This window comes from Wolbachia endosymbiont of Mansonella perstans (assembly GCF_020278605.1).
Classification (GTDB): Bacteria; Pseudomonadota; Alphaproteobacteria; order Rickettsiales; family Anaplasmataceae; genus Wolbachia.
Genome location: NZ_JACZHU010000044.1, coordinates 1 through 8,620 on the forward strand (window position 1 = coordinate 1; position 8,620 = coordinate 8,620).

General features: G+C 36.1%; 6 protein-coding genes. 3 read left to right on the forward strand and 3 right to left on the reverse strand.

Annotated elements, in window-relative coordinates; genetic code table 11:
- The first annotated feature begins 1,063 nt into the window (after nucleotides 1-1,063).
- Together IHO13_RS03260 and argS are read left to right on the forward strand one after the other, a co-directional pair.
- Nucleotides 1,064-1,270, forward strand: coding sequence for a hypothetical protein (locus tag IHO13_RS03260; protein ID WP_225538258.1), 207 nt, complete (start codon nucleotides 1,064-1,066; stop codon nucleotides 1,268-1,270).
- Between the two features lie 547 nt (nucleotides 1,271-1,817).
- Nucleotides 1,818-3,515, forward strand: a complete 1,698-nt coding sequence (gene argS, locus IHO13_RS03265) for an arginine--tRNA ligase (protein ID WP_225538259.1) — start codon at nucleotides 1,818-1,820, stop codon at nucleotides 3,513-3,515.
- Nucleotides 3,516-3,560: 45 nt separating this feature from the next.
- Here the strand turns inward: argS and IHO13_RS03270 are convergent, their stop codons facing one another.
- Both IHO13_RS03270 and IHO13_RS03275 read right to left on the reverse strand, forming a co-directional pair.
- Entirely contained in the window at nucleotides 3,561-4,847 is a 1,287-nt protein-coding gene (locus tag IHO13_RS03270) for a Na+/H+ antiporter NhaC family protein (RefSeq protein ID WP_225538260.1), read from the reverse strand.
- Between the two features lie 98 nt (nucleotides 4,848-4,945).
- Nucleotides 4,946-5,131 carry a hypothetical protein gene (locus IHO13_RS03275; protein WP_225538261.1) on the reverse strand — a complete coding sequence of 62 codons (186 nt, stop codon included), beginning with the start codon at nucleotides 5,129-5,131 and terminating at the stop codon, nucleotides 4,946-4,948.
- A gap of 315 nt (nucleotides 5,132-5,446) precedes the next feature.
- Here IHO13_RS03275 and IHO13_RS03280 point away from each other — a divergent pair, with 315 nt between their 5' ends.
- A complete protein-coding gene (locus tag IHO13_RS03280) occupies nucleotides 5,447-6,373 on the forward strand; it encodes an RluA family pseudouridine synthase (RefSeq protein ID WP_255586085.1) in 927 nt (308 codons plus the stop codon).
- 502 nt (nucleotides 6,374-6,875) lie between these two features.
- Here the strand turns inward: IHO13_RS03280 and mutL are convergent.
- A partial coding sequence (gene mutL / locus IHO13_RS03285) for a DNA mismatch repair endonuclease MutL (RefSeq protein ID WP_225538262.1) occupies nucleotides 6,876-8,620 on the reverse strand: 1,745 nt, incomplete at its 5' end.

Sequence of the window (8,620 nt, forward strand, 5' to 3'; positions counted from 1 at the left end):
TTCAATACTATAATAAGGAAACTGGAGGAATCTTTAAGTAGTTTCTTTCGTTTCTATTGGATGACGTTATAACTTTTTTCCACTTTCGTCTGTCCCCTTTCTGTGTAGTGGGATTGGTATAAGGTCTTAGGTGTTCTAATTTTAATCTTTATGTTATAAAATTGTTAATCATTTTATCATACAATTAGTATAATAGTTATTTTTCAAGCGGATTTTTATGACTTGTTACTCAATTTTATACCATACAATGCCTATTACCATAATATAGGTGAATCTCATTTTTCAAATTGTAAACCGTTATACATATCTGATAAATTCGATAATAGGCCTTACTTAGATAAGGATTATATGACCGCGCAAAAATTTTGCCTTTAGGCGATTATCGCATTTCTAATTTACACACGTTTCTCAAACATCATCATACTCCATTTCAAGGCGATCATAACCTATATTTTAAGCATTATTGCAATCCATGTCATAGTAATCATTATGATGCAGCATGGTGCTATGCTCATGACTCTGGCAACAAAGTATTGCTTAATATACACCATATTGGACTAGAAGTGAAAGTGGAAAAACAGGAACTAGTATAATAGAAGTTGCAAAAACTGAAGGAGTAACTGAATATTCAAACCACATTGCAGCAGCTGTTTCTACTAAGGAAATAATTTAGGGGCAATAAATTTTTGTAGATAAATTGCAGCGAATGAAAGACGTGAAAAGTGCGTAGAGAGCCAAAATGAGCGATATCATATTAAGTCACAAATAGCGTTGACTTAATATGATAAATAGAGTACAAAACAAAAGGAAGGGATATACATTATATACCTCTATCTGTTGGCTTATAACTTTGACAGCCCATTTGATGTATGGTCTTTCTTGCCTTCCCTACTAATACTGTTAATTTAAAATAAAGTTTTTATTATATAGGAGGTTTCTACGCCAGAAAGCGATGATATTCAAAATGATGTTAGTCAAAATGAAATTACAGAGGAAACTACTGAAGAACCTGCAGTAGGCAATGAAAGCGAAGGGGAACCCACTGCGAAGCCTGCGGTGGAAAATGAAAGCGGAGAAGGAACCTCCTGGAGAACCTACAACAGATACAGAGGAGACTTCAGTAAAATCTACAGTGGATGCAGTGAAACCTACTGCAGAACTTACGTTAGATAATGGAAGTGAAAGAAAACTTCCTAAAAAAGTTACTACAGTAAATATAGAAAAGCCCACTGAAAGAGTTACTACAGTAAATGCAGGAAATCACATGTAAAGTTTATAGTGGACAAAGGGAATTTTCCTATGAAGCCTTCAGTAGATTGAGGAGGTAAAATGAGAACTCTAGATGAGTATCCATGTTTCAACCATTATCATAACTTACGCTTTAAGCATTGTCATGATTCATATTATAATGGTCATCGTGCTTCATGTTATCATGCCTATGATTCTGGCAACACAGTGATAATACCTTATGGTTGGAAAGGTGGACTACCTATGGTAAAAGTTGTGACATACAGAATTTTTTGATTTAAATAAGCCCATGCTAATATCTGGTCTAGGTTGCAATATTTGTGATTGTTATTAACTACAAAAAGGCTGTTTAATTTTGAGAAACTGTGTAGATAAAAATAGAGGGGAGCATTTAAAGCATGCCGGTTTATATTTTGCAAGTTGTGTTTAACTCCTGTGCCGTTGTCTGAAAAAATATGGCATTGGTAAGTTTTTTCCTCTTGGTAATTTCTGTATAAGCTGCACAAGATAAGCCTTCAACTAATCTCATTTATTTACTATACTGCTATAATTTTATAGCTTTTTAGTTGATGAACATTTTTAAGCGGATCTCCTTGCTAATCCTTAGTAAATTAAATGAGTTGAAGCAAGGGGTGTTAAATGCAGAAAATTTTATCGTAGAACCTCCAAGTAATAGAGCACATGGTGATGTTTATACAAATGTTGCTATGGTACTTGCAAAGCGTGAAAGTAAGAATCCAGTCGAGATTGCAGAGATATTGGCAAAAGAGTTTGAACTGTTTGATGAAATTGAGAAAGTGGAAGTTGCAGGCTTTGGTTTTATTAATATGCACTTGAAAATAGAAGTATGGCATGGGATTCTCAAACAAATAAATGAGCTGAAAACAGAATTCGGTACTCTAAATGTTGGAAACAATCAGGCTATCAATGTTGAATTTGTATCTGCAAATCCAACTGGTCCACTGCATATCGGTCATGCAAGAGGAGCAGTGTTTGGTGACGTTTTAGCAAATTTACTGAAAAAAGTTGGTTATAAAGTCACCAAGGAATACTACATTAATGACGCTGGAGCTCAGGTAGATATGCTAGTTCGGTCAGTATATTTGCGATATAGGGAAGCTCTGGGAGAGGAGATCTGTATCGAAAAAGGTTTGTATCCTGGCGAATATTTAAAACCAATAGGGGAGGGGCTAGCCAAAAAATATGGCTCAAAGCTTTTAAATAGTCAAGATAATCAGGTAATCAGAGAGTATACTTTGAGTTCTATTTTAGAACTTATAAAGAAGGACATGAGCTTGCTTGGAGTAAGTCACGATGTTTTTACTTCAGAATATGAGCTACAAAAAAGTGGCAAAATCGAAGAGAGCATAAAGATGTTGTCTAACAAGGGTTTAGTGTATGAAGGGTATTTGGAAAAACCAAAAGGCAAAGAAAGCGAAAATTGGGCTTCCAGAAAAAAGATGTTGTTTCGCTCCACGAAATTTGGTGATGATGTTGATCGCGCACTGAAAAAAGAGGATGGCAGTTGGACTTATTTTGCCTCGGACATTGCTTACCATTTTGATAAGGTATCACGTGGTTTCAACAACATGATCGTAGAGCTTGGTAGTGACCATGGCGGTTATGTCAGAAGGCTTAAAGCAGTTGTCTCTGCGCTGAGCGATAATAAGGCGAAAATAGAGGTAAAACTACATAACATTGTGAATTTTTTCGAGGATGGGAAACCTGTTAAGATGTCAAAAAGATCAGGAAATTTCCTCACAGCAAGGGATGTAGTGGAAGAAGTTGGCAGAGATATTACTCGTTTTATAATGCTAACACGCAGGAGTGATGTGGTCTTAGACTTTGATTTTGCCAAGGTTAAAGAGCAGTCAAAAGATAATCCTATTTTTTACGTGCAATATGCTCACGCTCGTGCTCATTCATTGATGCGTAATGCTCCAAAAGAACTCCCAAGTGCAGACCTTTCACTTTTAAAAACAGGTGGAGAGCTCTTCCTTATAAAAACCTTAGCAAAGTGGCCAGATGTAGTAGAAATAGCAGCAAGGCTTTACGAGCCACACAGAATCACTTTCTACTTACTTGAAGTTGCAGAAGCATTTCATGCTCTATGGGGATATGGCAAAAGCGACTTAAACATGCGGTTCATACTGGAAAATAACTTAGACCTAACTGCTGCAAGAATGTTTCTAGTCCAGGCCTTAGCACACGTCATTGCTTCTGGGCTTTCTGTCTTTAATATAGAGCCTTTGGAAGAGATGAAATAAGCAAAAAATATAAAGATAAGAGAAACTCTAAACCCAACCCATGCATCAAGCCACAGCCCTATAATGCCTACTGTTGATGATTATTTCACCTATTGTGGTTGCTGCTAAAATAAAGCAGTAATACACATGTGTTAATAAAGAAATAGGTGATATAGAGGCTATGCTACCTGCTAGCAGTAGTTGAGAACCATAAGGCAAGACGCCTTTTGTAGCACAAGCAAAAACATCTAATAAGTATGCACTGCGGTGTAGTGCAATATTGTGTTTTTGTGCAAGCCTTTTTGCAATACCGCCACTTAGTAAAATAGCAATGGTATTATTGGCAACCAGGACGGTGAACATAGATGCTATTCCTGCTATCACAAATTCAGCTTTAGTCTTTGTAATATCACTTTTATCGATGAGTTTATGTAATGCTTTTTGACCTTGTTCGTACATTATATGGCTTAGTCCACCAATAAATAGAGCAAAGATCACTATTTCGTTTACTTCCTTAAAACCATTATATATGTCATGAGGAAATTGAATGATAGCATAGTCAAAAAAGACTGTTCCTAGCACACCAGCAATAATTATGTTTACAGTTATTGTTACTAAAGTAGAAACTTCAAGCAGACCCATGATTATTAGAGAAATGTAAGGGATAACTTTTATTATCGATAAATAATCTAAGTTTGAGATAGTAACAATTTTTGTACTATCTGCAGTTACTGCCAGATAGATAAGCGTTATAATGCTTGCAACAAGTGCCACTTTGGAGTTCACTTTAAGCTTATCCCTTATTGCAGCTCCTTGTGAAGAAACAGATGCAATAGTGGTGTCGGATATCATTGAGAGGTTATCACCAAATATGGAACCTCCAACCACAGTTGCAGTTCCTATTTCAAGGCCAAAAGCTCCACTTTTTGCCAGGTTAACAGCGATTGGTACCATTAACGCAATAACTCCCATGGACGTACCGATTGCAGTTGAAATAAAAGCAGAAGCCAAGAATATTCCAGGTAACAGTAACCTTGTTGGAAGGAAATTGAGAATTAGATTAGCAACAGTGTCTGCACTACCAATTGATTGGGTAACAGAAGAAAATGCTCCGGAAAATAGAAAGATTAAACACATGGTAAGGGTGTTTTTGTCACCCATGCTCTCGATGACAGTATCGATGTTATGCTGAATTTTATTTGTACCGCGTGAAACAGCAAAAAATAGTGCTGGTAGTAAGCAAATTACCGGTGAAACCTGATAAAGTGGATTGTCAGTTCCGATAAAAGAGAAATAAGTGCCGCTTCCAAGATATAAGATTAAAAAAATAAACAGAGGGACAAAAGCTGTCATTTTACCATATTTAAAAACTTAGGATAACTAATTAAGTTGCTTTGATCAAGCACTAATCCCTGGTTCCACTGATTCTGCAGGAAGTTAACAGCAGAATTTTAAACTTTGTGTTTAGTTTGCTTAGCTAAATCAGTCTGTTGCTTGACAATAAGATTTATATTGTAAAAGCCTCTGGATCTAAGTGTTACGCGAATAACTGTGCGAATGTCGAATTTGAGCCCATCGTGAGGGTGTTGTCCAAGTATCCTAGGAGATGTCATCCCAGCGCTCCTTTCTTCCGTCATCTCAGTGCCCTCTTTCTGTCATCCCAGTGCTAGACACTAGGATACAGGAAAGTTTGCTTGTTCACAAGCAAATTAGTGATCATAGAAGGTATTACGTTAAAACAACGTTTTCGATGAGATTGTGTAAAATGCTGGAGCCAGTGTTAGCTATTTGCATGACGCTATCTGCCGCGTAAATTACCTAAAAATCGCAATGCTTGTACAATTGTGTGTTACTCGTTTAAATGACATTACGAAAAGTGATTTTATGATGCATGTTTTGTGCTATACTTTTTTATGTCATGCAAATAGCTGACTGTCTATTCAAATAAAATAATGGAAAATGTTAAAACCGTATCAGTAAAAGATAACAACGTTAGGCTGGATAGGTATATCAGAAGAATTTTTCCTAATTTAAAGCAATCTGTAATTGAGAAATTTTTAAGAAGAGAGTTGATCAAAGTTGATGGCTGCAAAGCGAAGTCGAGTGATAGGGTGAACTCTAGGCAAACTATAACGATAAAACACTTAGATTATATTAAAAATACCAATTCTGAACGCAAATATAATCAAGAGTTAGTGAATCTACTGAAAGATAATATATTGTATGAAGATGAATACATACTAGCTATAAACAAACCTGCAGGAGTAATCGTTCAAGGTGGTATGAAGGTAAAAATTAGCATTAGTGATTTGCTTGACCAAATCAAAGAGGGGGAAACATTTAAGATTGTCCATAGGCTGGATAGGGATACAAGCGGAGCGATAATATTTGCACGCAATGCCAATGTTGCCAGATACCTTATGGAAGAATTCAAAGCACGTAGGGTAAAAAAAACTTATTTAGCATTAACTTCCGGCGTACCGAACAAGAATAGAGGAATAATAGACTATCCATTGGCAAAAAAATGCATTTCAGGTCAAGAAAAGGTGGTCATTGATGAAAATTCATTTCGGAATGCCACTACGCGTTTTTCAATCATAGCAAAGCTAGAGCATAATGTCGCTTACTTAGAATTGCAACCAATTACTGGCAGGACCCATCAATTAAGGGCGCATTTAGCCCACATAAACTGCCCTATTCTTGGTGATGGTAAATATGGTGGTAGGAAGGCTTTTATCAACGGTATAGTAAATAAAATTCATCTCCATTCGTGTTCTTTATCTTTAAAACTGCCGAATGATAAAAAAATCGCTATCACTGCCCTGCCCCCTGAGCACATTAAAAATTCTCTCGAGGCATTACACCCTCCCTTTGAGTGATAAATGTTACCTAAAAAAAGGCAAAAGAAGCCCCGGTTGGTGGCTAGTTATTTATATTAACTTTATAAATTGGAGTTTTTTTATTCTAAACGTCTAATCTAGCTGCTTTTAAACTGCAACTGACCTAAATTTAAACGTTGAGAAATTTACTAAGCAGAAAAAGGCAAAGGAACCATGTTAGCTAGTTATTCACTACCTATCTTTAAATTGGAGCTTTTTATTGCCTTAAACGCTTTAACAAGCGCATTTTAGGTTATATATAGGTAAAAACCTTGAAAGTTTTATAAAGACATTAAGCACACGTAGTGCAAAAAAATTAAATATAAGAAGCTAAGCACATTGAGTTTTTTTATCATTTAATCTGCATGGACTGAAGATAAACAATAGCTTCAGTACTATGGTAAGGGGGTTAGAGGAATTTGTCAAGTAGTTTTTTTTAGTTCTGTTTTTATGCCAGTGTTGGATGACGAGAAATAAAAGTCTGCATACTTATGGCAACCTCTTACCTCCGCTCAAATAGTTTTTCGATATCACTTAGTTTCATTTCTATATAAGTTGGCCTTCCGTGGTTACATTGTCCCGAATATGGTGTTTTTTCCATTTGCCTCAGCAGTTCATTCATTTCCTCCAATTTCATTTTTCTGCCAGCTCTAATTGATCCATAACAAGCGATAGTGGCCAACATTTTATTCACTTTATCTTCTATTGGTAGTGTATCTTCTATTTCCGTTAATCTATCAACTATATTTATCAGCATCTCTTTTACGTCTATTGTGCCCAAAATTACAGGGATTTCCTTTACCACAACCTCATTTTCTGATTTAATTTCAATGTCAAAACCCATTTCGAAAAGCTTATTTTTATAAATCTCAACCATCTCCATTCCAGCTTGGTTTTTGATTTCAATCGCTTCAGGAAGTAGTAATTTTTGTCTTTTTATACTTGATTTTTGTTTTAAGCACTCGTATATCAGCCTTTCATGGGCTGCATGCTGATCAACTATAATCAATTTGCCTCTAGCCTCAGCAATAACATAAGTATTGTAGACCTGGCAACGTGCAAACCCGAGCGGATGGCTCTCTATCAAATCAATTTGTTCTCTTTCTGGAGCTATAGTCTCCACTTGTGATGGAAATTTTTGTATACCAGTGTAATCAAACGATTTTAACTGTTCCGACAGGCTTTTTACTCTTCCACTTGGAAAAAAAAATTCTTTCGTCAGTTGATTTTTTAAAGGATTTGGCCTTCTTTCATGAGATTCTTTCCGATTTTCCGCTTCTTTGCTTTTTCCACTATCAATAAGCTCATCACTCCCTTTGCCAACATCGAAAGGTGAACCTTCCTTAAGCCCCTCTGTTATTCTAGCATCACTCATTGTAAAGCTGCCTATTCTTGTTGACAATGCCTTAATTAGCCCTCTTGTCACTATTTCATATATTAGTCTCTTATTTTGAAATCTTACTTCTGATTTATTTGGATGTACATTTACATCTACTTGATCATATGGCACCTCCAAATGCAACGCTGCAAAGGGATATCTATCGTTTGGAACAAAATCATGATACGCGTACCGAACCGCACCAACAAGTAGATTATCTTTTATTGGCCTTCTATTGACAAATGTATAAATCATATCAGACTTACCTCGATTGATGGTCGGTTTGCAGACGTGTCCTGTCAGTTTGATGCCACCTTCTTCTTCATTAACCTCCAGAAAATTATTTTGAAATTCTTTTTCTATTTCACATAGTCTACTAAACAACGAGGTTTGCTTGGCATATTTCAAAAGCTTTTTATTACCTGAAGTGAGAGTAAACCCTATACGATAGTTAATCATTGCTAGGTTATTTACAATATCAACAATGCCTTGAGTTTCTGCTCTTTCGGTTTTTAGAAATTTTAGCCTGTTTGGAATGGCAAAAAACAAATCTCGTACTTCAATATATGTGCCTTGTGATAAAGGGTAAGGCGTAATTTCCCCTACTTTTTCTCCACCCTCATACCTTATAGACCAAGCTTCATTTGCTCCTCCTGCTCTAGAAGATAACTTTATCCTACTTACTGCTGCTATCGAAGGCAGCGCTTCTCCTCTAAAGCCAAGATGCCTGATTTCTATTAATTCACTATCGCCTAATTTTGAAGTAGCATGACGCATAAATGCAAGTTCTAGATCATTCTTTTCTATTCCACTTCCATTATCTATTACAGTAATAAGATTGCGCCCACCACTCTCTATCTTGATCTCTA